Annotated in this window: 19 protein-coding genes; 15 read left to right on the forward strand and 4 right to left on the reverse strand. The window is 64.3% G+C overall.

Annotated elements, in window-relative coordinates; all coding sequences use genetic code 11:
• Positions 1 to 9: 9 nt before the first annotated feature.
• The 13 genes from nuoG (at position 10) to mtnK (ending at position 14,322) form a co-directional block, all read left to right on the forward strand.
• Entirely contained in the window at positions 10 to 2,085 is a 2,076-nt protein-coding gene (gene nuoG / locus ACE10Z_RS22695) for an NADH-quinone oxidoreductase subunit NuoG (protein ID WP_375782746.1), read from the forward strand.
• Between the two features lie 10 nt (positions 2,086 to 2,095).
• Positions 2,096 to 3,166 (forward strand): NADH-quinone oxidoreductase subunit NuoH, encoded by a 1,071-nt coding sequence (gene nuoH / locus ACE10Z_RS22700; protein WP_223967244.1) that lies wholly within the window; start codon positions 2,096 to 2,098, stop codon positions 3,164 to 3,166.
• 7 nt (positions 3,167 to 3,173) lie between these two features.
• Positions 3,174 to 3,668, forward strand: coding sequence for an NADH-quinone oxidoreductase subunit NuoI (gene nuoI / locus ACE10Z_RS22705; protein ID WP_097673576.1), 495 nt, complete (start codon positions 3,174 to 3,176; stop codon positions 3,666 to 3,668).
• Between the two features lie 9 nt (positions 3,669 to 3,677).
• Positions 3,678 to 4,316 carry an NADH-quinone oxidoreductase subunit J gene (locus tag ACE10Z_RS22710; protein WP_375782747.1) on the forward strand — a complete coding sequence of 213 codons (639 nt, stop codon included), beginning with the start codon at positions 3,678 to 3,680 and terminating at the stop codon, positions 4,314 to 4,316.
• The gene (nuoK, locus tag ACE10Z_RS22715) at positions 4,313 to 4,621 is read left to right on the forward strand and encodes an NADH-quinone oxidoreductase subunit NuoK (RefSeq protein WP_027537255.1); all 309 of its coding nucleotides are present in this window, start codon (positions 4,313 to 4,315) and stop codon (positions 4,619 to 4,621) included. The genes ACE10Z_RS22710 and nuoK overlap by 4 nt, the downstream gene beginning before the upstream one ends.
• Before the next feature lie 7 nt (positions 4,622 to 4,628).
• Complete coding sequence (nuoL, locus tag ACE10Z_RS22720) at positions 4,629 to 6,716, forward strand: NADH-quinone oxidoreductase subunit L (RefSeq protein WP_375782748.1); 2,088 nt, start codon at positions 4,629 to 4,631, stop codon at positions 6,714 to 6,716.
• A complete protein-coding gene (locus ACE10Z_RS22725) occupies positions 6,717 to 8,231 on the forward strand; it encodes an NADH-quinone oxidoreductase subunit M (protein WP_375782749.1) in 1,515 nt (504 codons plus the stop codon).
• Between the two features lie 10 nt (positions 8,232 to 8,241).
• Positions 8,242 to 9,678, forward strand: coding sequence for an NADH-quinone oxidoreductase subunit NuoN (gene nuoN / locus ACE10Z_RS22730; protein WP_375782750.1), 1,437 nt, complete (start codon positions 8,242 to 8,244; stop codon positions 9,676 to 9,678).
• A gap of 61 nt (positions 9,679 to 9,739) precedes the next feature.
• On the forward strand, positions 9,740 to 10,546 hold the full coding sequence (locus ACE10Z_RS22735) for a biotin--[acetyl-CoA-carboxylase] ligase (RefSeq protein WP_375782751.1): 807 nt from the start codon (positions 9,740 to 9,742) through the stop codon (positions 10,544 to 10,546).
• On the forward strand, positions 10,546 to 12,216 hold the full coding sequence (locus ACE10Z_RS22740) for a ribonuclease J (RefSeq protein ID WP_375782752.1): 1,671 nt from the start codon (positions 10,546 to 10,548) through the stop codon (positions 12,214 to 12,216). The genes ACE10Z_RS22735 and ACE10Z_RS22740 overlap by 1 nt, the downstream gene beginning before the upstream one ends.
• 42 nt (positions 12,217 to 12,258) lie before the next feature.
• Positions 12,259 to 12,663 (forward strand): methylmalonyl-CoA epimerase, encoded by a 405-nt coding sequence (mce, locus tag ACE10Z_RS22745; RefSeq protein WP_375782753.1) that lies wholly within the window; start codon positions 12,259 to 12,261, stop codon positions 12,661 to 12,663.
• A 6-nt stretch (positions 12,664 to 12,669) separates the two neighbouring features.
• Positions 12,670 to 12,945, forward strand: coding sequence for a DUF1467 family protein (locus ACE10Z_RS22750; protein ID WP_375782754.1), 276 nt, complete (start codon positions 12,670 to 12,672; stop codon positions 12,943 to 12,945).
• A gap of 72 nt (positions 12,946 to 13,017) precedes the next feature.
• Positions 13,018 to 14,322 (forward strand): S-methyl-5-thioribose kinase, encoded by a 1,305-nt coding sequence (gene mtnK / locus ACE10Z_RS22755; protein ID WP_375782755.1) that lies wholly within the window; start codon positions 13,018 to 13,020, stop codon positions 14,320 to 14,322.
• A 346-nt stretch (positions 14,323 to 14,668) separates the two neighbouring features.
• Here the strand turns inward: mtnK and ACE10Z_RS22760 are convergent, their stop codons facing one another.
• The 4 genes from ACE10Z_RS22760 to ACE10Z_RS22775 all read right to left on the reverse strand — a co-directional run bounded on the left by ACE10Z_RS22760 (position 14,669) and on the right by ACE10Z_RS22775 (position 18,776).
• Positions 14,669 to 15,703: an ABC transporter permease gene (locus ACE10Z_RS22760; protein WP_375782756.1), complete on the reverse strand. Its 1,035-nt coding sequence runs from the start codon at positions 15,701 to 15,703 to the stop codon at positions 14,669 to 14,671.
• A gap of 12 nt (positions 15,704 to 15,715) precedes the next feature.
• Complete coding sequence (locus ACE10Z_RS22765) at positions 15,716 to 17,218, reverse strand: sugar ABC transporter ATP-binding protein (protein ID WP_375782757.1); 1,503 nt, start codon at positions 17,216 to 17,218, stop codon at positions 15,716 to 15,718.
• A 9-nt stretch (positions 17,219 to 17,227) separates the two neighbouring features.
• Entirely contained in the window at positions 17,228 to 18,262 is a 1,035-nt protein-coding gene (locus ACE10Z_RS22770; protein ID WP_375782758.1) for a sugar ABC transporter substrate-binding protein, read from the reverse strand.
• Positions 18,263 to 18,350: 88 nt separating this feature from the next.
• On the reverse strand, positions 18,351 to 18,776 hold the full coding sequence (locus tag ACE10Z_RS22775; protein ID WP_375782759.1) for a globin: 426 nt from the start codon (positions 18,774 to 18,776) through the stop codon (positions 18,351 to 18,353).
• 209 nt (positions 18,777 to 18,985) lie between these two features.
• Between ACE10Z_RS22775 and ACE10Z_RS22780 the strand changes: the two genes are divergently transcribed.
• Together ACE10Z_RS22780 and ACE10Z_RS22785 are read left to right on the forward strand one after the other, a co-directional pair.
• Positions 18,986 to 19,606, forward strand: a complete 621-nt coding sequence (locus tag ACE10Z_RS22780; protein WP_375782760.1) for a DUF2946 domain-containing protein — start codon at positions 18,986 to 18,988, stop codon at positions 19,604 to 19,606.
• Positions 19,607 to 19,688: 82 nt separating this feature from the next.
• Positions 19,689 to 22,067, forward strand: coding sequence for a TonB-dependent receptor family protein (locus ACE10Z_RS22785; RefSeq protein ID WP_375782761.1), 2,379 nt, complete (start codon positions 19,689 to 19,691; stop codon positions 22,065 to 22,067).
• The last annotated feature ends 7 nt before the right edge of the window (positions 22,068 to 22,074 follow it).

The raw sequence follows: 22,074 nt of genomic DNA on the forward strand, positions 1-22,074 counted from the left end.
AGAAGAGACATGAGCAAGATCATCGTCGATGGCAAAGAGATCGATGTGCCGCCGGAGTACACGCTGTTGCAGGCGTGCGAGGCGGCGGGCGCCGAGATTCCGCGCTTCTGCTATCACGAGCGGCTGTCGATCGCCGGCAATTGCCGGATGTGCCTGGTCGAGGTGAAGGGCGGCCCGAAGCCGGTCGCGAGCTGCGCCTGGGCCGTGCGCGACTGCCGTCCGGGCCCGAAGGGTGAGCCGCCGGAGATCTCGACCCGTTCGCCGATGGTCAAGAAGGCGCGCGAAGGCGTGATGGAATTCCTGCTCATCAACCATCCGCTGGACTGCCCGATCTGCGACCAGGGCGGCGAGTGCGACTTGCAGGACCAGGCGATGGGCTATGGCGTCGACACCAGCCGTTTTGCCGAGAACAAGCGCGCGGTCGAGGACAAGTATCTCGGCGCGCTGGTCAAGACCTCGATGAACCGCTGCATCCAGTGCACGCGCTGCGTCCGCTTCTCCGCCGAAGTCTGCGGCGCGCCGGAAATGGGCGCGACCGGGCGCGGCGAGGACATGGAGATCACCACCTATCTGGAGCAGGCGCTGAGCTCGGAGCTGCAGGGCAATCTCGTCGATATTTGCCCGGTCGGTGCGCTGACCTCGAAGCCCTATGCCTTTGCGGCGCGCCCGTGGGAGCTCGGCAAGACGCAATCGGTCGACGTCATGGACGGCGTCGGCTCGGCGATCCGCGTCGACACCCGCGGCCGCGAGGTGATGCGCATCCTGCCGCGCATCAACGAGGCGGTGAACGAGGAGTGGATCTCCGACAAGACCCGCCACGTCGTCGACGGCCTGCGCACGCAGCGCCTCGACCGTCCTTATGTGCGCGAGAACGGCCAGCTCAGGCCGGCGACCTGGCAGGAAGCCTTTGCCGCCATCGCCGCCAAGGCTGGTCGCACCGACGGCAAGCGGATCGGCGCGATTGCCGGCGATCTCGCCGCGGTCGATGAAATGTATGCGCTGAAGGAGCTGCTCGCGAAGTTCGGCTCGGTCAATCTGGCGGTGCAGGGCGGCGACGCCTTCGCCTCCAAAACCGGCCGCGGCTCCTACATCTTCAACCCGACCATTGCGGGCATCGACCAGGCCGACGCGATCCTGATCGTCGGCTCGCATCCGCGCAAGGAAGCCGCCGTGCTGAACGCGCGGATCCGCAAGCGCTGGCGCACCGGCGGGCTCAAGGTCGGCATGATCGGTGCCAAGGCCGATTTCACCTACGACCACGACTATCTCGGTGCGGGCACCGACACGCTCGCCGATCTGGTGGCGGGCAAGCACTCCTTTGCCGATGTGCTGAAGAACGCCAAGAATCCGATCATCCTGGTCGGCGCCGGCGCCTACACCAGGCATGACGGCGCGGCGGTGCTGGCGCAGGCGGCCAAGCTCGCCGTCGATGTCGGCGCGCTGAAGGACGGCTGGAACGGTTTTGCCGTGCTGCAGGACACCGCCTCGCGCGCCGGCGCGCTCGATATCGGCTTCTCGCCGGCGGGCGGTGGCCTGACCACGGCGCAGATGACGACCTTCGGGACGCTCGATGTGCTGTTCCTGCTCGGCGCCGACGAGATCAAGGCACCGGACGGCACCTTCGTGGTCTATATCGGCACCCATGGCGACCAGGGCGCGCATCGCGCCGACGTCATCCTGCCGGGCGCCGCCTACACCGAGAAGTCCGGCATCTACGTCAACACCGAGGGCCGGGCGCAGATCGCCAACCGTGCCGCGTTCCCGCCGGGTGAAGCTCGCGAGGACTGGGCGATCATCCGCGCGCTGTCCGATGTGCTCGGCAAGAAGCTGCCGTTCGACTCGCTGCAGGCGCTGCGCCAGGCGATGTTCAAGACCTATCCGCACCTGATGCGGCTCGATCAGATCGAGGCCGGCAAGCCCGACGACGTCAAGGCGCTGGCCGGCAAGGGCGGCAGCGTCGACAAGGCGGCATTCAAGCCGACTGTCGAGGATTTCTATCTGACCAACCCGATCGCGCGGGCCTCTGCCGTGATGGCGGAATGCTCGCGGCTGGCGTCGGGTCGAATGCTGACGGCAGCGGAGTGAGCGTGACCTGATGGCTGAATTCTTCGCAAGCGCGTTCTGGACCGGCTTCCTCTGGCCGCTGATCATCATGGTCGCGGAAAGCCTGTTGCTGCTCGTCGTGCTGCTGATCGCGATCGCCTACATCCTGCTCGCCGACCGCAAGATCTGGGCGGCGGTGCAGATCCGCCGCGGCCCCAACGTGGTCGGCCCGTTCGGATTGCTGCAATCCTTCGCCGACCTCCTGAAATTCGTGCTGAAGGAGCCGGTGATTCCGTCCGGCTCCAACAAGGGCGTGTTCCTGCTGGCGCCGCTGGTCTCGTGCATCCTGGCGCTGGCCGCCTGGGCCGTGATCCCGTTCAATCTCGGCTGGGTGATCTCCGACATCAATGTCGGCATTCTCTACATCTTCGCGATCTCGTCGCTGTCGATCTACGGCGTCATCATGGCCGGCTGGTCGTCGAACTCGAAGTATCCGTTCCTGGCCGCGCTGCGTTCGGCGGCGCAGATGGTGTCCTACGAGGTCTCGATCGGCTTCGTCATCATCACCGTGCTGCTCTGCGTCGGCTCGCTGAACCTGTCGGCGGTGGTCGAGGCCCAGAACAGCCGCGGGCTCGCCCACCTGATCGGCCTGCCGCAGCTCACCATCCTGAACTGGTATGTGTGGCCGCTGTTCCCGATGTTCGTGGTGTTCTACGTCTCGGCGCTGGCGGAAACCAACCGTCCGCCGTTCGACCTAGTCGAAGCTGAATCCGAACTGGTCGCCGGCTTCATGACCGAATACGGCTCGACGCCGTATCTCCTGTTCATGCTCGGCGAATATGTCGCGATCACCACGATGTGCGCACTGGCGTCGATCCTGTTCCTGGGCGGCTGGCTGCCGCCGGTCAATTTGCCGCCGTTCACCTGGATTCCAGGCATCGTCTGGTTCGCCCTCAAGGTGTTCTTCATGTTCTTCATGTTCGCGATGGCGAAGGCGATCGTGCCGCGCTACCGCTACGATCAACTGATGCGGCTCGGCTGGAAGGTGTTCCTGCCGCTGTCGCTGGCGATGGTGGTGATCGTGGCCGGAGTGCTGCAGTTCGCCGGCATCGCGCCGAAGTGAGGTCGTCATGAGTGTCAACGTCAACGCAACAGCCCGCTCGCTTCTGCTCTCGGAATTCGTCTCGGCGTTCGTTCTCGCCATGCGGTATTTCTTCAAGCCGAAGCCGACGCTGAATTATCCCTTCGAGAAGGGCCCGATCTCGCCGCGGTTCCGTGGCGAGCACGCACTGCGCCGCTATCCGAACGGCGAAGAGCGCTGTATCGCCTGCAAGCTGTGCGAGGCGATCTGCCCGGCGCAGGCGATCACGATCGAGGCCGGCCCGCGCCGCAACGACGGTACCCGCCGCACGGTGCGCTACGACATCGATATGGTGAAGTGCATCTATTGCGGCCTGTGCCAGGAGGCATGCCCGGTGGACGCCATCGTCGAGGGACCGAATTTCGAATTCGCGACCGAGACCCGCGAGGAACTCTACTATGACAAGGCGAAGCTGCTCGCCAATGGCGACCGTTGGGAGCGCGAGATTGCGAAGTCGATCGCGCTCGACGCGCCGTACCGGTGAGGTGAGGGCATGATCCTTCCGGCGCTGTTCTTCTATCTGTTCGCCGCGGCCTGCGTGGCCTCGGCGGTCATGGTGATTGTCTCGCGCAATCCCGTGCACTCCGTGCTGTACCTGATCCTGGCGTTCGTCAACGCGGCCGGGCTGTTCATCCTGATGGGCGCCGAGTTCCTCGGGATGATGCTGATCGTGGTCTATGTCGGCGCCGTCGCGGTGCTGTTCCTGTTCGTGATCATGATGCTCGACGTCGACTTCGTCGAGCTGCGCGAGGGCTTCATCCAGTACCTGCCAATCGGCATCGTGATCGGCGGCATCTTCCTGTTCGAGCTGCTGCTGGTGGTCGGCGCCTGGGTGATCAACCCGCAGGTGACCAAGACGATCACGGCGGCGATCCCGACCAATGTCAGCAACACCGAGGCGCTCGGCCTCGTGCTCTATACGAAGTACATCCATTACTTCCAGCTCGCCGGCATGGTGCTGCTGGTCGCGATGATCGGCGCCATCGTGCTGACGCTGCGTCACAAGGCGAACGTCAAGCGGCAGAACATCAACGTGCAGAACGCGCGCACGCCCGAGATGGCGATGGCGATGCGCAAGGTGGCGTCGGGGCAGGGCCTGCAGGATGCCGACGCGGCGGAGTGGGTGAAATGACGATCGGGCTAGGGCACTATCTGGCGGTCGGCGCGATCCTGTTCACGCTCGGGATCCTCGGCATCTTCCTCAACCGCAAAAACATCATCGTCATCCTGATGTCGATCGAGCTGATCCTGCTCTCGGTCAACATCAATTTGGTGGCGTTCTCGACCTTCCTCGGCGACATCGTCGGCCAGGTGTTCGCGCTGCTGGTGCTGACGGTGGCGGCGGCCGAGGCCGCGATCGGCCTCGCCGTGCTGGTGGTGTATTTCCGCAACCGCGGTTCGATCGCGGTTGAAGACGTCAATCTGATGAAGGGCTAGTCCGGCAATGATACAGGCAATCGTCTTCCTGCCTCTGCTGGGCGCCATCCTCGCAGGCATCATCTCGCTGGTCGGCGCGCATGCGCGCTGCCCGAGCGGTGACACCGTCGACCACCACGACGACGCGCATGGCGACGCCCATTCTTTCGACGCTCATGCCTCGGCGGCCCATGACGATCACGGCCACGATGACCACGGCCATGACGACCACCACGTCTCCGAACCGCCGGCGGCGGGATCGCGGCTGGCCGAGCTGATCACCACCGGCTTGCTATTCGTGTCGGCGGCGCTGTCCTGGTTCACGCTGGTCGACGTCGGCTTCATGCATCATGACGCGCGCGTCGTGCTGCTGCCCTGGATCACCTCGGGCGACCTGCAGGTGGCCTGGACGCTGCGGGTCGACACCCTGACCGCGGTGATGCTGGTCGTGGTCAACACCGTGTCCGCGCTCGTCCACCTCTATTCCATCGGCTACATGGACGAGGACCCGTACCGGCCGCGCTTCTTCGGCTATCTCTCGCTGTTCACCTTCGCCATGCTGATGCTGGTGACCTCGGACAACCTCGTGCAGCTGTTCTTCGGCTGGGAGGGTGTGGGTCTCGCGAGCTATCTCCTGATCGGGTTCTGGTATCAGAAGCCATCGGCCAACGCTGCGGCGATCAAGGCCTTCGTGGTCAACCGCGTCGGCGACTTCGGCTTCGCGCTCGGCATCTTCGCGATCTTCGCGCTGGTCGGCTCGACCGATTTCGAGACCATCTTCCATGCCGCGCCCGGACTGACCGGCAAGACCATCGACTTCTTCGGCTGGCATCCCGACGCGCTGACGCTGACCTGCCTGTTCCTGTTCATGGGTGCGATGGGCAAATCTGCCCAGTTCCTCCTGCACACATGGTTGCCGGACGCGATGGAAGGCCCGACCCCGGTGTCGGCGCTGATCCACGCCGCGACCATGGTCACCGCGGGCGTCTTCATGGTGGCGCGGCTGTCGCCGCTGTTCGAGCTGTCGCCGACCGCGCAGGCGGTGGTGATGTTCTTCGGCGCGACCACGGCGTTCTTCGCGGCCACGATCGGCCTGGTGCAGAACGACATCAAGCGCATCGTCGCGTATTCGACCTGTTCGCAGCTCGGCTACATGTTCGTGGCGATGGGCGCAGGCGCCTATTCGGTCGGCATGTTCCATCTGTTCACGCACGCCTTCTTCAAGGCGCTGCTGTTCCTGGGCTCCGGCTCGGTGATCTACGCGATGCACCACGAGCAGGACATCCGCAACATGGGCGGCCTGTGGCGCAAGATCCCGTACACCTTCGCGGTGATGTGCATCGGCACCCTGGCGCTGACCGGCTTCCCGCTGTTTGCCGGCTACTTCTCCAAGGACGCGATCATCGAGGCGGCCTACGCGGCGCACAACCCGTTCGCGACCTACGCCTATCTGCTGACCATCGTGGCCGCCGGCCTGACCTCGTTCTACTCCTGGCGTCTGATCTTCAAGACGTTCTTCGGCGAACCGCACGACCAGAAGCACTATGAAGCCGCGCATGAGAGCCCGGTCTGGATGCTGGTGCCGATCGGCGTGCTCGCCGCCGGCTCGATCCTGGCGGGCCTGCCGTTCAAGGAAGTGTTCGCCAGCCCGCACGGCGTCGAGGAGTTCTTCCGCGAATCCGTGAAGATGAACCCGCACATCCTCGAGAACATGGAGCACATGCCGAGCTGGCTCGCGCCGCTGCCCACCGTGATGATGGCGCTCGGCCTGTTCGTCTCGTACCTGTTCTACATCCGCAGGCCGTACCTGCCGGTCGAGCTCGCGAACCAGCAGCCGATGCTGTACCAGTTCCTGCTCAACAAATGGTACTTCGACGAGCTGTACGACTGGATGTTCGTGCGCCCGGCGAAGTGGCTCGGCTACACGCTGTGGAAGAAGGGCGACGGCTTCGTCATCGACGGCTTCGGTCCGGACGGCGTCTCGGCCCGCGTGCTCGACGTCACCCGCAACGTCGTGAAATTGCAGACCGGCTATCTCTATCACTACGCGTTCGCGATGCTGATCGGGGCGGCCGGATTGATCACCTGGTTCATGTTCGGCTTGGGAGGCCAGTAAATGACAACCTGGCCCATCCTTTCCGTCACGACCTTCCTGCCGGCGGTCGGCGCGATCCTGGTCTATCTCTTGGCGCGGGGCGGCGACGAGACCGCGAGCCGCACGGCGCGCTGGATCGCGCTGTGGACCACGCTGATCACCTTCGCGGTGTCGCTGATCCTGGTCGCGCGCTTCGATCCTGCGCAGACCGACTTCCAGTTCGTCGAGAAGACGTCCTGGCTCGCCACCGGCATCACCTATCACATGGGCATCGACGGCATCTCGCTGCCGCTGATCATCCTGACCACCGCGATCATGCCGCTCTGCATCATCGCGAGCTGGAAGTCGGTGACGCAGCGCGTCGGCGAATACATGATGGCGTTCCTGATCCTGGAAACGCTGATGGTCGGCACCTTCTCGGCGCTCGACCTCGTGCTGTTCTATCTGTTCTTCGAGGGCGGCCTGATCCCGATGTTCTTGATCATCGGCGTCTGGGGCGGCCCGCGCCGGGTCTACGCCTCGTTCAAGTTCTTCCTCTACACGTTCCTCGGCTCTGTGCTGATGCTGCTCGCCATCATGGCGCTGTACTGGAACGCCGGCACCACCGACATCCCGACCCTGATGCACACCGCGGTGCCGCGGTCGATGCAGACCTGGGCGTGGCTCGCCTTCTTCGCCTCGTTCGCGGTGAAGATGCCGATGTGGCCGGTGCACACCTGGCTGCCTGACGCGCACGTCGAAGCGCCGACGGCGGGCTCGGTGATCCTGGCCGCGATCCTGCTGAAGATGGGCGGCTACGGCTTCCTGCGCTTCTCGCTGCCGATGTTCCCGCTGGCCTCGCACGACTTCGCGCCGTTCGTGTTCACGTTGTCCGTGATCGCGATCATCTACACCTCGCTGGTGGCGATGATGCAGGAGGACATGAAGAAGCTGATCGCATACTCGTCGGTCGCGCATATGGGCTTCGTCACCATGGGCATCTTCGCGGTGACCACGCAGGGCGTCGCCGGCGGCATGTTCCAGATGATCTCGCACGGCATCGTCTCCGGCGCGCTGTTCCTCTGCGTCGGCATCGTCTACGACCGCATGCACACCCGCGAGATCGCGGCCTATGGCGGCCTCGTCAACCGGATGCCGCTCTATGCGATGACCTTCATGGTCTTCACCATGGCCAATGTCGGTCTGCCGGGCACGAGCGGCTTCGTCGGCGAATTCATGACGTTGCTCGGCACCTTCAAGATCTCGCTGCCGACGGCGTTCTTCGCCACCACAGGCGTGATCCTGTCGGCCTGCTACGCGCTCTGGCTCTACCGCAAGGTGGTGTTCGGCGCGCTGGTCAAGCCGTCGCTGATGTCGATCAAGGATCTGACGTTCCGCGAATGCGTGACGCTGTTCCCGCTGATCGCGCTGACCATCCTGTTCGGCGTCTATCCGAAGCCGGTGCTCGACATGTCGGCCGCCTCGGTGCAGCAGCTCGTCAACAATTACAACACCGCCGTGACTGCCGTGAAGGCAGCCGCGCTGGTTACGCAGTAAGGCCGCCGTCATGAGCTTTTCCAGTGCAGGTTATCAGTTGCAGCCGGTGCTGCCGGAGCTGGTGCTCGCGGTCGGCGCCATGGTGCTGTTGATGATCGGAGCCTATCGTGGGCAGGGGACGACCCGGCTGATCACCGCGCTCGCGGTGTGTCTGCTGGTCCTGACCGGCGCGCTGGAGCTCTGGCTGCCGGCCGGCAAGCTCGTCACCTTCGGCGGCAGCTTCATCGTCGACGACTTCGCTCGCTTCCTGAAGGTCCTCGCTTTGATCGCCTCGGCGGCAACGCTGATCCTGTCGACCGAGTACCTGTCCCAGCCGTCGACCCGCAACTTCGAGTTCTCGATCCTGGTGCTGCTGTCGACGCTCGGCATGCTGGTGCTGATCTCGGCCGGCGACCTGATCTCGCTCTACCTCGGCCTCGAGTTGATGAGCCTTGCGCTCTACGTCGTCGCCGCCAGCCAGCGCGACAATGCCAAGTCGAGCGAAGCCGGCCTGAAGTATTTCGTGCTCGGCGCGCTGTCGTCGGGCATGCTGCTCTACGGCGCCTCGCTGATCTACGGTTTCACCGGCACCGTCAGCTTCGCCGGCATCGCGGCCGCCGCAACCACCGGCAGCATCGGCATCGTGTTCGGCCTGGTGTTCCTGCTCGCCGGCCTCTGCTTCAAGGTCTCGGCGGTGCCGTTCCACATGTGGACGCCCGACGTCTATGAGGGCGCGCCGACCCCGGTGACGGCGTTCTTCGCCTCCGCACCGAAGGTCGCGGCGCTCGCCGTGTTCACCCGCGCGACGCTGACCGCGTTCCCGGGCATCGTCACCCAGTGGCAGCAGATCCTGGTGTTTGTGGCGATCGCCTCGATGGCGCTGGGCTCGTTCGCCGCGATCGGCCAGACCAACATCAAGCGGCTGATGGCCTATTCGTCGATCGGCCATATGGGCTTTGCGCTGGTCGGCCTCGCCTCCGGCACGGCCGAGGGCGCGCAGGGCGTCCTTATCTACATCGCGATCTACGTCGCGATGACGCTCGGTTCGTTCTCGATCATCCTGGCGATGAAGCGGAACGGCCAGGCGCTGGAACAGATCAGCGATTTCGCCGGCCTGTCCCGCACCAACCCGCTGATCGCCTTCATCTTCGCGATGCTGCTGTTCTCGCTGGCCGGCGTGCCGCCGCTCGCCGGCTTCTTCGGCAAATGGTACGTGTTCGTCGCCGCGATCAAGGCCGATCTGTTCACGCTCGCGGTGATCGGCGTGCTGACCAGCGTGGTGGGCGCGTTCTACTATCTGTCGATCGTCAAGGTGATGTATTTCGACCAGCCGCTCGGCAAGCTCGACCCGGTCCGCGTCGAGCTGCGCACCGTGCTGGCGGTCGCAGGCATCTTCAACATCTTCTTCTTCGCCTATCCGGGACCACTCGTGAGCGTGGCAACGGCGGCGGCAAAGTCGCTGTTCTAAAGCACATGATCCCGAAAACAGGACGCTGGCTTTCGGATCGGATCATGCGCATAACCTCACTATGACCTTCACGCTCGGACCCCGGGCCATTGCGGCGGGCTATAAGCTCGCCGCCTTCGACCAGATCGGCTCGACCAATGCCGAGGCGATGCTGCGCGCCCGCGGCGGCGAGCAGGGCCCGATGTGGTTCGTGACGCCGGAGCAGACCGCAGGACGCGGGCGGCGGCAGCGGGTCTGGGTCGCGCCGCGCGGCAACCTTGCCAGCAGCATCCTCGAGGTGACGGACGTTCAGCCGGCGGTCGCGGCAACGCTCGGCTTTGCCGCAGGGCTGTCGCTCGAAGCCGCGCTGCAGAAGGTCGGCATCGAGGCGGCGCTGCGGCTCGGGCCGGACAGCCCGAAGTTCACCCTGAAATGGCCGAACGATGTGCTCGCCAACGGCAAGAAGCTCTCAGGCATCCTGCTGGAGGCTGAGGCCATTGGAAGCCGCCTGGCGGTTGTCGTCGGCATCGGGACCAACGTCGTCGCTGCGCCCGAGGGAACGCCGACGCCGGCGGTATCGCTCGCTGCGCTCGGCATCCAGATCGGCGCGGAGGAGCTGTTTGCTGCGTTGTCGGAGGCCTGGGTCGAGTTTCGCGGCATCTGGGACGATGGCCGCGGCTTTCCGGAAATCCGCAGGCTGTGGCTGGAGCGTGCTGCTGGCCTCGGTGACAGGGTCGCCGTCCAGACCGGCACCGCGACCCTCGAAGGCATCTTTGACACCATCGACGACACCGGCTGCCTGATCGTCCGCACCGCTGATGGACAGCGCATGCCCGTGACGGCCGGCGAGGTCTATTTCGGTACCGCGGCGTCGGTGAGGGCGAATTGATGGCACGACCTGACGAGCTTACCTTTGCACCGCTCGGCGGCGTCGGCGAGATCGGCATGAATTTGTCGATCTATGGGCTCGGCAACCGCCACCAGCGCTCGTTCCTCGCGGTCGATCTCGGCGTCTCCTTCGGCGACGAGGAGCATCTGCCGGGCATCGACCTGATCATGCCGGATGTGCGTTTTCTCGAGAAGGAGCGCAACAATCTGATGGGCCTCGTGCTGACGCACGCCCATGAGGACCATTTCGGCGCCATCATCGATCTCTGGCCGAAGCTCGGCTGCAAGATCTACGCGACCCAATTCAGCGCGGCGCTGTTCGAGGCCAAATGCGCCGCCGAGCGCAATCCGCCGAAGATCCCGATCACGGTGATCCCGTCGGGCGGGCGGGTTGATATCGGCCCGTTCAATGTCGAGTTCATCCCGGTCGCGCATTCGATTCCGGAATCGCACGCGCTCGCTATCAAGACCGACGTCGGCACCGTGCTGCACACCGGCGACTGGAAGATCGATCCGACCCCGATCATCGGCCTGCCGACCGACGAGCGGCGACTGCGCGAGCTCGGCGACGAAGGCGTGCTGGCGCTGGTCGGTGATTCCACCAACGCGGTGCGCGACGGGCGCTCGCCCTCGGAGACCGAGGTTGCTGCCACCATCAAGAAGCTGGTCAAGGCGGCTAAGGGCCGGGTCGCGGTCACGACCTTCGCCTCCAATGTCGCCCGCGTGAGGGCGGTGGCGGACGCCGCGAACGCCGCGGATCGCGAGGTCGTCGTGGTCGGCCGCGCCATGGAGCGCGTGGTGCAGGTCGCGCGCGAATGCGGCTATCTCGACGGCTCGCACAAATTCCGCGGCACCGACTATTACGGCCACTTCCCGCCCGACAAGGTGCTGGCGCTGTGCACCGGCAGCCAGGGCGAACCCCGCGCCGCGCTGGCGCGGATCGCCAATAACGACCACCCGCAGGTGACCTTGAACAAGGGCGACACCGTGATCTTCTCCTCCCGCACCATTCCCGGCAACGAGAAGGCGGTCGGCGGCATCATCAACGGGCTGGTGACCCAGGGCGTGGAAATCATCACCGACCGCGAGCATCTGGTGCATGTCTCCGGCCATCCGCGCCGCGACGAGCTGCGCGACATGATCTCCTGGGTGCGGCCGCAGCTCCTGATCCCCGTGCATGGCGAGGCGCTGCATCTCGCCGAGCACGCCAAGTTGGCGCGCGCCGCGGGTGTCCCGAAAGTCCTGACCTGCCGCAACGGCGACCTCGTCAAGCTCGGGCCCGGCGATCCCGGCATCGTCGGCGAAGTGCCGTCGGGGCGGCTCTACAAGGACGGAACCATTCTGGAGGACTCCAAGTCGCGCGCCGTGGTCGAGCGGCGCCGGATGGGCTTTGCCGGCTGCGCCTTTGTCGCCATTGCCATGACCGCGCAGGGCGAGATGGTCGACGATCCCGAGGTTGATCTGGTCGGCATGCCGGAGAACAATGCTGCGGGCGAATTGCTCGACGACATCGTGTTCGATGTCGTGGTATCGACGATCGAGGGCCTGCCCAAGCCGCGGCGCCGCGATCCGGACGCACTCGGGGAATCGGTGCGCCGCGCGGTGCGGGCCGCGCTGAACGAGCAGTGGGGCAAGAAGCCGATCTGCGTCGTGCACGTTTTGACGGTCTGACACGCGCCTTTAAGGCGTGCGCAACGACAAAGGGAGAGAGATATGCTGGGCCGCCTCAATCACGTCGCCATTGCGGTCAAGGACGCCAGGCGGGCCGCGAAGATCTACGGCACGGCCTTCAATGCCGAGATTTCCGATGCGGTGCCGCTGCCGGAGCATGGCGTCATTACCGTGTTCGTGACGCTGCCCAACACCAAGATCGAGTTCATCGAGCCGCTCGGCGAAGCCTCGCCGATCGCAAAGTTCGTCGAGCGCAACGCCGACGGCGGCATCCACCATGTCTGCTACGACGTGCCCGACATCATCGCGGCCCGCGACCGCATGATCGCCGAGGGCGCGCGGGTGCTCGGCGACGGCCAGCCGAAGATCGGCGCGCATGGCAAGCCGGTGCTGTTCTTCCACCCCAAGGATTTTTCAGGCGCCTTGGTCGAGATCGAACAGGCCTGAGTCCACATGGCGTACCAGATCTCCACCGGGCTTGCGGTCTACTTCGTCCTTTGGTGGCTCGTGCTGTTCCTGACGCTGCCGTTCGGCATACGCAGCCAGCACGAGGATGGCGTTGGCGCGCCCGGCACCGATCCTGGCGCGCCGATCATGGCGCGAATGGGCCGCAAGCTGTTCTGGACCACGCTGATCTCGGCCGTGATCTTCGCGATCGGTATGTGGGCCTATTATGCCGGCTATCTCTCGATCGAGCGGCTGTCCAAGCTGATGGGGATGCCGTTCTAGAACCGACCAGGATCTGGTGCCGAATGGAGTGAGGATCAACCTCACCCCGGCGATGCGGAGGAGGCGACTACGATGAACCTGCAGGCCCAGCCAGGCTCGGGGCAGAGCGCCTATCGAATCCTGCGGGAAGCCGATCTGCGCGACTATCTCGCGAGCCTTCCCGCCATCGTCACCCAACTCGGTGGCCGGCCCGCCGACTGGTCGATCAGCGAGGTCGGCGACGGCAATCTCAACCTCGTCTTCATCGTCAAGGGCAACAGCGGCGGCATCGCGGTCAAGCAGGCACTGCCTTATGTGCGGCTGGTCGGCGAGAGCTGGCCGCTGCCGTTGTCGCGAGCTCATTACGAGCATCTGGTGCTGGTGCATCAGGCGCGACTGGCCTCGATGCTAGTGCCGGCGGTGCTGCATCATGACGAGCCGCTCGCGCTCACCGCGATGGAGCTGCTCGAGCCGCACATCATCATGCGTAAGGGGCTGATCGGCGCCACGCGGTATCCGCGCTTTGTCGAGGATATCTCGACCTTCCTGGCGCAGACGCTGTTCTTCACGTCCGATCTCGCGCTCTCGGCTGCGCAGAAGAAGCAGGGGATCGCCGATTTCGCCGGCAACCACGCGCTCTGCAAGATCACCGAGGATCTGATCTTCACCGACCCCTATCGCATCGCCGAGCAGAACCGCTGGACCGCGCCGTATCTCGACGCCACGGCGGCAGCCTTCCGCGAGGATATCGACCTGCATGTCGCGATCTCCAGGCTCAAGCTGAAATTCATGGCGAGCCCGGAGGCGCTGCTCCATGGCGACCTGCACACCGGCTCGATCATGGTCACCGAAAGCGAGACCAAGGTGATCGATCCCGAATTCGCCTTCTACGGACCGATGGGCTTCGACATCGGCGCCATCATCGGCAATCTCCTGATGGCCTATCTGGCCTCCGCCGGCCATGAGCGCACGCCGGGCGAGCGCGCGTCATTCGAGGCCTGGCTCTTGGAAACGATCGAGGGCGTCTGGGGCGAATTTTCGCGCAAGTTTCTCGCGCTGTGGCGCAGCGAGGCGAAGGGCGACGGCTATCCGGTGTCGCTGTTCGCGGGCGATGCGGGCGCGGCGCGGCTGGAGGCGGAGCGGCAGGCCTACATGGCGCGGCTGTTCCAGGACACGGTCGGCTTTGCCGCGGCCAAGACCATCCGGCGCATCCTCGGCCTCGCGCACAACATCGATTTCGAGTGGATCGCGGACGAGAAGCGGCGCGCGATCTGCGAGGCGAGGGCCCTCAAGCTCGCGCGCAACATGATGCTGGAAGCAGCGTCCTACACGACGATCGGCACGGTCACCTACGCCGCGCGCGAACTGCGCCACTGGCAGCCGGATTTCGCCAGGTAAGTTGAAGGTAGACGGCGCGGCCGCCCCGCCGTCATTCCCCGGTGCGCAATTGCGCACCGGATAATGACGATGGGGCAGGCCTGCGACAGATGACCCCGACGGGCAAATTTGCAAGAACGCGAGGCTACGTTCCCATACTCATCGTCGTCCTGGCGAAAGCCAGGACCCATTACCCCGAATGATCATTGTTGTGCGGCGCTGGAACGACGAGCCCCATTCACAACTCCTGCTGCGGAGTATGGGTCCTGGCTTTCGCCAGGACGACAGCGGAGCGTATGTCGCGATATCGACAACTGGAGAGGGTGGGCGGTTCCGTCGCCATCACGCTGAGCGGGCCTTAGCAAGGTCAATCCGCTGCCTGTTCGCGGAGCCGCTGGGCGTAGACGTTGATGATCAGCGCGGCGAGCAGGATCAGACCGCGGATCAATATCTTCAGGAAGCTGTCGATATTGACGTGGTCGAGGCCGTTGTTGAGCACGCCGAGCACGAACAGGCCGACGATGGTGTTGCCGATGCCGCCGCGGCCGCCGAACAGGCTGGTGCCGCCGACCACCACGGCCGCAATCGAATCCAGGAGGTAGGTGTCGAACTCGTTCTGCTGCGCGCTGCCGAAATGCGCGACTCCGAGCATGCCGCCGATCCCCGAGCAGACCGCCGAGATCACCATCACGCTGCCGAGGATGAGCTTGACGTTGAGGCCGGCAAATTCCGCGGCCTCGCGGTTGCCGCCGACCATGTAGACGTAGCGGCCGAAGCGCGTGTAGGTCAGCACCAGATGGCCGCCGAGCAGCATCACCGCGGCGACGATCACGATCCAGGGGATGCCGCCGATCGAGCCCGAGCCGAGCGTCGTGATCAGCGGCGGCACCTTGTAGGCGATCTGGCCGCGCACCAACAGTGCCGAGACGCCGGCCGCGATCTGCATCATGGCGAGCGTCATGATGAAGGAGGGGATGCCGATCATGGTCAGCCCGAGCGCGTTGACGAGGCCAAGCAGCGCGCACAGCGCCAGCGCCAGCAGGATCGCGACAAAGCCCGGCATCGGGACGTTGGCGATGTTGACGTAGGACTCCTGCAGCGTGAAGTAGGCCACCGCGATGCCGGTGACGTTGGCGATGCTGGCGATCGACAGGTCGATCTCGGCACACAGGATCACGAAGGTGAGGCCGACGGCGATGATGCCGGTGACCGACACTTGCGTCAGGATATTGCCGAGATTGTCGATGGTCGCAAACGACGGGCTTGCGATCGCGAAGAAGCCGCTGAGGAAGATCAGCGTCAGGAACGGCGCGATGTTGCGCATCTGCGAACGCAGAAACGGCGCCAGCCCGCGTGGCCGTTTGTGATCGGCCGGGCTCGTCGCGCTGTCACTGCTTGCCATCATGCTTCTCCATCACGCGGCTTCCAGCAGCCGATCCTTGCTGACCGCTTCACCCGTGAATTCGCGCACTACCGCGCCGCGCTTCAGCACCAGGATCCGGTCGGCCAGCGACAGCACCGTCTCCGGTTCGGTCGACAGCACGATGATCGCCAGTCCCTTGGCGCGGAGGTCGCGCACGATGTTGATCACGTCGTTCTTGGCGCCGACATCCATGCCGCGGGTCGGTTCGCACAGCACGAGCAGGCGCGGCGGGTAGGTCAGCCATTTCGCCAGCGCCACCTTCTGCTGGTTGCCGCCGGAGAGCATGCCGAGATCGAGGCCGACCACCGGCGGCCTGATCTGCAATTGCTCGACCTGGCGCTGGGCGATCGCGCGCTCGCGCACCGGCTTGAGCAGCAGCGCCGAAATCCGCTCGAGGATGCTGATCGAGATGTTCTTGTAGACCGGCTCCTGGTGGAACAGCATGGCGCGGCGGCTCTCCGGCACCAGTGCGACGCCGGCCCGCCGCGCCGCCGCGGTGCTGCGGAAGGTTTTTGCGGCGCCATCGACGACAAGCGTTCCGCCGTCGGGTCTCAGCTTGCCGAACAGGATGCGCGACAGCTCCAATTGACCGCAGCCCATGAAGCCGTAGATGCCGAGCACTTCGCCGGCGCGGGCCTCGAACGAGACGTCCTGCAGGCTGCGGCGGAGCGAGAGCTGGTCGACCTTCAGGACCGTCGAACCGCCGCCCGGTTGCGGGAGCATGAGGTCATCGGTGTAGCTGTGCTCCAGCGCCTCGCCGCCGCGGCCGATCATGGCTTCGATCAGCGCGCCCTTGGTGGTATCCGCGGACGCGGTCTCGGCGATCTTCCGACCGTTGCGGAACACAGTCACCACATCGGAGACCCGCAGGATGTCCTCGATGAAATGCGAGATGAAGACGATGCTGGTGCCTTCGTCACGGAGCCTGTGCAGCGTCGTGAACAGGCGCTCGACCTCGGGCGGGGAGAGGGCCGAGGTCGGCTCGTCCAGGATGATGATGCGCGCGCCGGAGAACAGCACGCGGGCGATCTCGATCAGCTGCTGCAGGCCGATCGGCAGGTCGCCGAGCCGCGTCATCGGATCGACGTCGATGCCGAACCGGGACAGCTGCTCGCCGGCCTCGCGCGCCATCCGCCGCCATTGCACGAAGCCGAGGCGGTTGGTCGGCTGGTTGCCGAGGAAGACGTTCTCGGCGACGGTGAGATCAGGCGCGACGCTGAGCTCCTGATGCACCATGCCGATGCCGGCGGCGTGGGCGTCGCGGGTGGAGCGGAACCGGGTTTCCCTGCCGTCGAGCACGAAGCGGCCGGAGAACTCGGGGTGCACGCCGGCGATGATCTTCATCAGCGTGCTTTTTCCGGCGCCGTTCTCGCCGACGAGACCATGGATCTCGCCGGCGTGCAGCGCGAAGTCGACCCCACGAAGGGCTTCGACACCGCCGAAGGCCTTCGTGATCTGGTTCAACTCGAGGATCGGGGAGCGTCCCTGCGACATGCGGACCGCTCAGATCAGGAAGTGATCCTCCATCCATTGCATGCCGGCGGCGTTGGCCTTGGTCACGACGGGACCATCGGTCACGACGTTCTTCGGAATGCCCTGGCCGCTCTTCTCGCCGCCGACCACGGCCGCGACGCCTGCGACGATCGCACCGCCATGGATGCGGCAGGACGGATTGCGGACGGTTGCGAACATGCGGCCTTCGCTGACCGCCTGGATCGCCGGCGGCATGGCGTCGACGCCGCCGATCAGGATGTTGGTGCGGTTGTGCGCCTTCATGATGTTGGCGGCGGCGAGCGCCATGTCGTCGTTGTGGAAGAAGGCGGCGTCGATCTGCGGATACTTCGTCAGATAGGTTTCCCAGAGGCGGGCGGTCTTGGAGACGTCCCAGTCCGCGGGCTGGGTGTCCAGCACCTCGATGTTCGGGAACTGCTTGACGACGGAGTTGAAGCCCTTGGCGCGGCCCTGCGCGCCGGTGTGGCCGAGCGCGCCCTGGGTCATGATGACCTTGCCCTTGCCGCCGATCGCGTTGCACAGCGCCTGCGTCACCGAGGCGCCCATGAACTCGTTGTCGGGGGCGAGGAACGAGTGGACGTTGATCTGGTCGAGCGGCGCGATCAGCGTGTCCATGTCGATGACGGGGGTGCCGGCGTCGATCATCTTCTGCACCGGTTGGGTCAGCGTGCCGATGCCGAACGCCTGGATCGCGACGAAGTCCCATTTCTGCGAGGCCATGTTGTCGATCGCAGCGCGCTGCTTGACGGCATCGAGCTGGCCATCGAACCAGGTGACCTCGACGTTGAACAGCTTGCCCCAGAACTCGGCGGCCTGCTTGCCCTGCGCACACCATGTCGCTTGCAGGCCGGCATTCGAGAATGCGGCCTTCAGCGGCTTTTCCGAACGTCCCGTTTCGGCTGCGAGCGCGGACGTCACGCCCATTCCGCCGAACAGGCCGGCTGCAGCTCCGCCTGCCGCCGCCATCTGCAGAAGGTCGCGCCGCGTCGTCGACGCCTTGTCCATCCCCTTGTCAGTGTCTGGCATTGTTTGCTCCCTCATCGTTTTTCTGACCGTCGGCGTCAGTTGCACGCGCCGCGGATAAAGGGAGTGTGTCACAATCGGAACGGTGGCGCTACGCCCTCGCGTCCACGAGATGTTTCTGCTGCAGCACGATGGCTTCGATGTCGCGAAGCAGCTTGTGCCACGCAGCATCGATCTCATCAGACCATTGCTCGCCGAGGATGTCGCGCAAGCAGTCCGCGATCACGCCGAAGAATGCGACGAACAATTCGCGCGGCGTCCCGTAGGCGTCATGCGAGAACACCTCGGATTCGATCAGGCGAAAATGTCCGCGGCGCTCGCCCGCGAAATCGAGGATGGCTTCGATCGTCAACGCCAGCATCGAGCCTTTCACCGGCTCGCTGCCTTCGGTGCGAAACATCGCCTGCGCCTCGGGATGTTCGCGAAACAAGCGCTGGTACACGTGCGGTGTGAGATCATCGCAAGCCGCTGCTGCGAGTTCAAAACTGCGTTCGATTGGATTCGATGATGGAGTCATAGCGCTTTGCGATCATCACATAAAAAAAGAGCAGGGCTCCAAGCCCTGCTCCAAAAATTGTGTCGACCCTATTTGCCCCAAAAATTCGATTTGATCTTGATTCATGGGGTGACGCTGCTTGTGCGCGTCGGGCTCCTCCCGAGACTTGGACCACCAGGACACACCTCGCGGCTGGCCTGAGCCCGAATTGGTAGACTATCTTTCCAGCCTTGTCATCATTTTCGGCAACGATTGTTCAAATTTCGAGCAATTTGCGAAATGATTGGGATGGCGCCACCGGCAGTTGCGAAAGCGAGCTGAAAACACGCGACAGAGTAAGGAGATACAAAGGCCGGTGGAGCGGCCATGACGCAAGTATCACGCCCGGTTATTTCCGTCAGCCGGAAGAAACGAGCGATGTCGATGATCTCGACTTCCGACGCCCGTGGTGGTTAGTTCCGTCCCGGATGGGTTTTGCGATGCGCCGGCGGCTGAAGATTTTTCTGCCCATAGTCCTGGTTGCCCTGCTGGTGCAGATTTTCGCACCGATCGGGGCCTGCTGGGCGACGAGCCTTGCCCTATCCGATCCGCTCGCGGCGGCCACGATCTGCCATGGCAATGCCGGCTCCGGAGCCGGGCAGGGTGACCAGACCGGTCATGATGCCCATGACGGCTGTTGTTCCGTGTGCAGCGTGCTGCAGACCGGTGCACCTGTTGATAACCCGGAGATCACGGCTCACGCCGTCGAGCGGCCTTCGACGCGCATCGCCTGGCTTGATTTCGCCGGCGAATTCGATCGCTCGCAGGCGCGCCTCGCCGCGCAAGCCCGCGCCCCGCCGCTTTTTTCCTGACGACGTTCTCGCTGCCGGTGCGCGTCGCGCCGGCAAATGCCGTTGAGCAAGCCGGCCGAAGAGCCGGTGTCAGGATTCACCCATGTTTCGATGTCATCCGCGGGCCGGGGCCGGTGCGCTCACGCTGGGCTTTGCGCTTTCCATGCTTACGAGTTGGGCAGAGGCCCAGACGACGCTGCCGTCCGTCTCCGTCGATGCGCCGCAGCCTGCGCGCGCGAAGCCCGCAAGGTCCAAGCCGAAGACCCGTGCGGTTGCCGCCCGGCGGCCCGCACGGCCGCTGACGCCTTTGGCGATGGCTGCGGCCGGCCGCGCGCAGCGCATTACGCCCAGCGCGGCGCGGGACAGCCTGAACCAGGCGCCCGCCGGCCAGACACAAACCACCATCGACCGTAGTCAGTTCGACAATCGGCCGTCCTTCTCGGTGTCGGATGTGCTGCGGGATAGTCCCGGCATCTCGATCAAGCAGGGCAACGGCCCGCGTGATTTCGGCATCTCGATTCGCGGGTCGAATGCACGCAATGGCTTCGGCATCCGTAACCTCGTGATCTTCGACGACGGCTTTCCGGTCACTCAGCCGGACGGCCTGTCGCGCAGCGACCTGATCGATCCGCACGCCTATGGCGCGATCGACGTGGTCCGCGGGCCGTCATCGGCGCTCTACGGCAACTATGCGACCGGCGGCGCGTTGAATTTCCGGACCCGGCCGGGCGGCACGATCGACGGCGTCGAATACGGCGTCGACGGCGGCAGCTTCGGCTATCTCAACAACTATCTGGCCGCAGGCAAGAAGGTCGGCAATTTCGAGGGCTCGCTGTTCGCGAGCGACGCGCGTGGCGACGGCTATATCGGCAACAGCTGGTTCAATACCCAGACCGTCAATTTCCTCGGCACGCTTCAGGTGACGCCGGATGACCGTTTCACGTTCAAGCTGATCAACAATGACTTGACCGCGCGCCTGCCGATCCGCTCGTCGCTCAATCAGTTCTACCAGAACCCGTTCCAGCAGGGCTGCGCGACCGGCGCCACGGCTGCTCCAGGCTGCGGGACCGTCTCTCTGTTCAACAACGGCTTCAACGGAACCAAATCTACTGAGACTGCGGTTCAAGCTGGCCTCGGCCGAGATGACCGCCGGACGATCGTTGGGGGCCGCTGGGAACACGATTTCGACAACACGACTACGTGGCGCAACCAATTCGTCTTCGACGACAGGAACATCAATCAGCCGACGGGATCGACTAGCGCGCTGGGTGACTATCCTTCGTACAACTTCATGAGCGATTTGACCAAGCGTGGCGAATTGTTCGGAATGGATTCGACCACGATGGTCGGGGGTTGGTACAACACCCTCACGACGACCGGTACGACCTGGAACGTTTCGCCCGGGGGCAATGCGACACTCGGACTGCCACAGAGCAGTCTGTATCAATCGACAACCAATTATGGCGTCCGGGCGCGGGAAGAAATCAAGCTTATTCCGTCGGTGACGGCGATCGCTGGGATCGGCTGGGAAACGACCTCGCTGAACGGTGTCAACACTGCGCTGTCCTATCCGGTCATCAACAATCCCGCAATCGTGGGAGCGACTGTGACGCAAGCGGCGCCTGTGTTCACCAACACCGCGCCGGAGTTCGCGCTCGTCTACAAGCCGGATAACGAATGGCAGCTACGTGCTCGCGTGGCGACCGGCTACGGTACGCCGCAAGTTAGCAATCTGTTCGTTCTGCCGAGTGGGTTATCGGGCAACAACACGTCGCTCAAGACCCAGACCAACCTCGGCTATGACCTCGGCGCGGATTGGTCGCCCAACAAGAGCGTGAAGGTTAGCGCCACCGCATTCTACGAATTCTTCAACAATGAACTCGTTTCTCAGGCGACGCCTGTGGCGGGAGTTACATACACCTTCAACGCGCCGCGCTCGGAACATCGCGGCGTTGAACTCGCCGCTCAATGGGGCTTTTATCAGGGGTGGCGGTTCACCGCGGCCTACACCTACCTGGACGAGGTATATACCGACTACACGGAAACCATCAGCCGCTTCACATTCAATCGGGTCGGGAACAAGATTCCCGGCGTCTCGCCGAATGAGCTGACGACACGGCTTGGCTATGACCAGCCGTCGGGTCCGCTGCAGGGGCTTGGCGGCTTCGTCGAAGTCCAGTGGAAGGATGGCTTCTACATGGATAACGCCAATCTGCTGCGGGCGCCGGGTTACGAGCTGGTCAATCTCAACGTTCACTACACGACGGATCTGATCTCCGACTATTTCAAGTCGCTGAATTTGTATCTCGAGGTGCGGAACGTGTTCGATCGAACCTACATCGCCTCGGCGAACAATATCGCCAACTCGGTGACGGCGGCGGGCATTCAAAATCCCGCGAGCGTACTGGCGAACTCGACCAACTCGATCTATGCCGGATCGCCGCGCGCCTTTGTGGCGGGCATGAAGATTGCGTTCAAGTGAGGAGCGC

This window comes from Bradyrhizobium sp. Pha-3 (assembly GCF_042258615.1).
In the GTDB taxonomy this organism is placed as follows: Bacteria; Pseudomonadota; Alphaproteobacteria; order Rhizobiales; family Xanthobacteraceae; genus Bradyrhizobium.

Excerpts from the sequence above, each read along its gene's own strand:
- nuoG (WP_375782746.1), top strand. The coding sequence starts at position 10 with ATGAGCAAGATCATCGTCGATGGCAAAGAGATCGATGTGCCGCCGGAG.
- nuoH (WP_223967244.1), top strand. The coding sequence starts at position 2,096 with ATGGCTGAATTCTTCGCAAGCGCGTTCTGGACCGGCTTCCTCTGGCCG.
- nuoI (WP_097673576.1), top strand. The coding sequence starts at position 3,174 with ATGAGTGTCAACGTCAACGCAACAGCCCGCTCGCTTCTGCTCTCGGAA.
- ACE10Z_RS22710 (WP_375782747.1), top strand. The coding sequence starts at position 3,678 with ATGATCCTTCCGGCGCTGTTCTTCTATCTGTTCGCCGCGGCCTGCGTG.
- nuoK (WP_027537255.1), top strand. The coding sequence starts at position 4,313 with ATGACGATCGGGCTAGGGCACTATCTGGCGGTCGGCGCGATCCTGTTC.
- nuoL (WP_375782748.1), top strand. The coding sequence starts at position 4,629 with ATGATACAGGCAATCGTCTTCCTGCCTCTGCTGGGCGCCATCCTCGCA.
- ACE10Z_RS22725 (WP_375782749.1), top strand. The coding sequence starts at position 6,717 with ATGACAACCTGGCCCATCCTTTCCGTCACGACCTTCCTGCCGGCGGTC.
- nuoN (WP_375782750.1), top strand. The coding sequence starts at position 8,242 with ATGAGCTTTTCCAGTGCAGGTTATCAGTTGCAGCCGGTGCTGCCGGAG.
- ACE10Z_RS22735 (WP_375782751.1), top strand. The coding sequence starts at position 9,740 with ATGACCTTCACGCTCGGACCCCGGGCCATTGCGGCGGGCTATAAGCTC.
- ACE10Z_RS22740 (WP_375782752.1), top strand. The coding sequence starts at position 10,546 with ATGGCACGACCTGACGAGCTTACCTTTGCACCGCTCGGCGGCGTCGGC.
- mce (WP_375782753.1), top strand. The coding sequence starts at position 12,259 with ATGCTGGGCCGCCTCAATCACGTCGCCATTGCGGTCAAGGACGCCAGG.
- ACE10Z_RS22750 (WP_375782754.1), top strand. The coding sequence starts at position 12,670 with ATGGCGTACCAGATCTCCACCGGGCTTGCGGTCTACTTCGTCCTTTGG.
- mtnK (WP_375782755.1), top strand. The coding sequence starts at position 13,018 with ATGAACCTGCAGGCCCAGCCAGGCTCGGGGCAGAGCGCCTATCGAATC.
- ACE10Z_RS22760 (WP_375782756.1), bottom strand. The coding sequence starts at position 15,703 with ATGGCAAGCAGTGACAGCGCGACGAGCCCGGCCGATCACAAACGGCCA.
- ACE10Z_RS22765 (WP_375782757.1), bottom strand. The coding sequence starts at position 17,218 with ATGTCGCAGGGACGCTCCCCGATCCTCGAGTTGAACCAGATCACGAAG.
- ACE10Z_RS22770 (WP_375782758.1), bottom strand. The coding sequence starts at position 18,262 with ATGCCAGACACTGACAAGGGGATGGACAAGGCGTCGACGACGCGGCGC.
- ACE10Z_RS22775 (WP_375782759.1), bottom strand. The coding sequence starts at position 18,776 with ATGACTCCATCATCGAATCCAATCGAACGCAGTTTTGAACTCGCAGCA.
- ACE10Z_RS22785 (WP_375782761.1), top strand. The coding sequence starts at position 19,689 with ATGTTTCGATGTCATCCGCGGGCCGGGGCCGGTGCGCTCACGCTGGGC.